General features: G+C 58.7%; 1 protein-coding gene. It reads left to right on the top strand.

Annotated elements, in window-relative coordinates; genetic code table 11:
- Positions 1-475: transposase (locus I6F28_RS37105; protein ID WP_225143946.1), on the top strand; the 475-nt coding region annotated here is incomplete at both ends.

Below are 475 nucleotides of genomic sequence, written 5' to 3'. Positions count from 1 at the left end.
ACGAAAGCACCACGTGCCGGATATCTTATCGATTGCGGCAGAACACATGCTGGCGAGCGCCAAATGGAAAACCGTGAGTTGGCGCAGCGGGACGAAAGGTCGGCTGAAAGCCCGATTTGCTGCTCTCCGTGTCCGCACCGCCGACGGCCCTCCCCAGCGAATCTGGGATAAGGGTCAGCAGCATCTCCCGGGCGACGAAGCTTGGCTCATTGGCGAGCAGCGTGCCTCAGGGGAGAAGAAATACTATCTCGCCAACCTCCCTGCGGCGACGGATCTGCGCACACTGGCCGCCACCATCAAGGCACGATGGATTTGTGAGCAGGCGCATCAGCAGTTGAAGGAGGAGCTTGGGCTTGATCACTTCGAAGGGCGATCATGGCAGGGTCTTCATCGCCACGCCCTGATGACAATGATTGCCTACGCCTTCTTGCAGCACCGTCGCCTCGCACATGCGGGACGGAAAAAAAAGAATCAA

It is taken from the genome of Bradyrhizobium sp. NBAIM14, assembly GCF_020193895.1.
GTDB classification, from domain to species: Bacteria; Pseudomonadota; Alphaproteobacteria; order Rhizobiales; family Xanthobacteraceae; genus Bradyrhizobium; species Bradyrhizobium yuanmingense.
The sequence above is the reverse complement of the archived record's forward strand: the minus strand, read 5'-3'. Positions and strand labels throughout refer to the sequence as shown.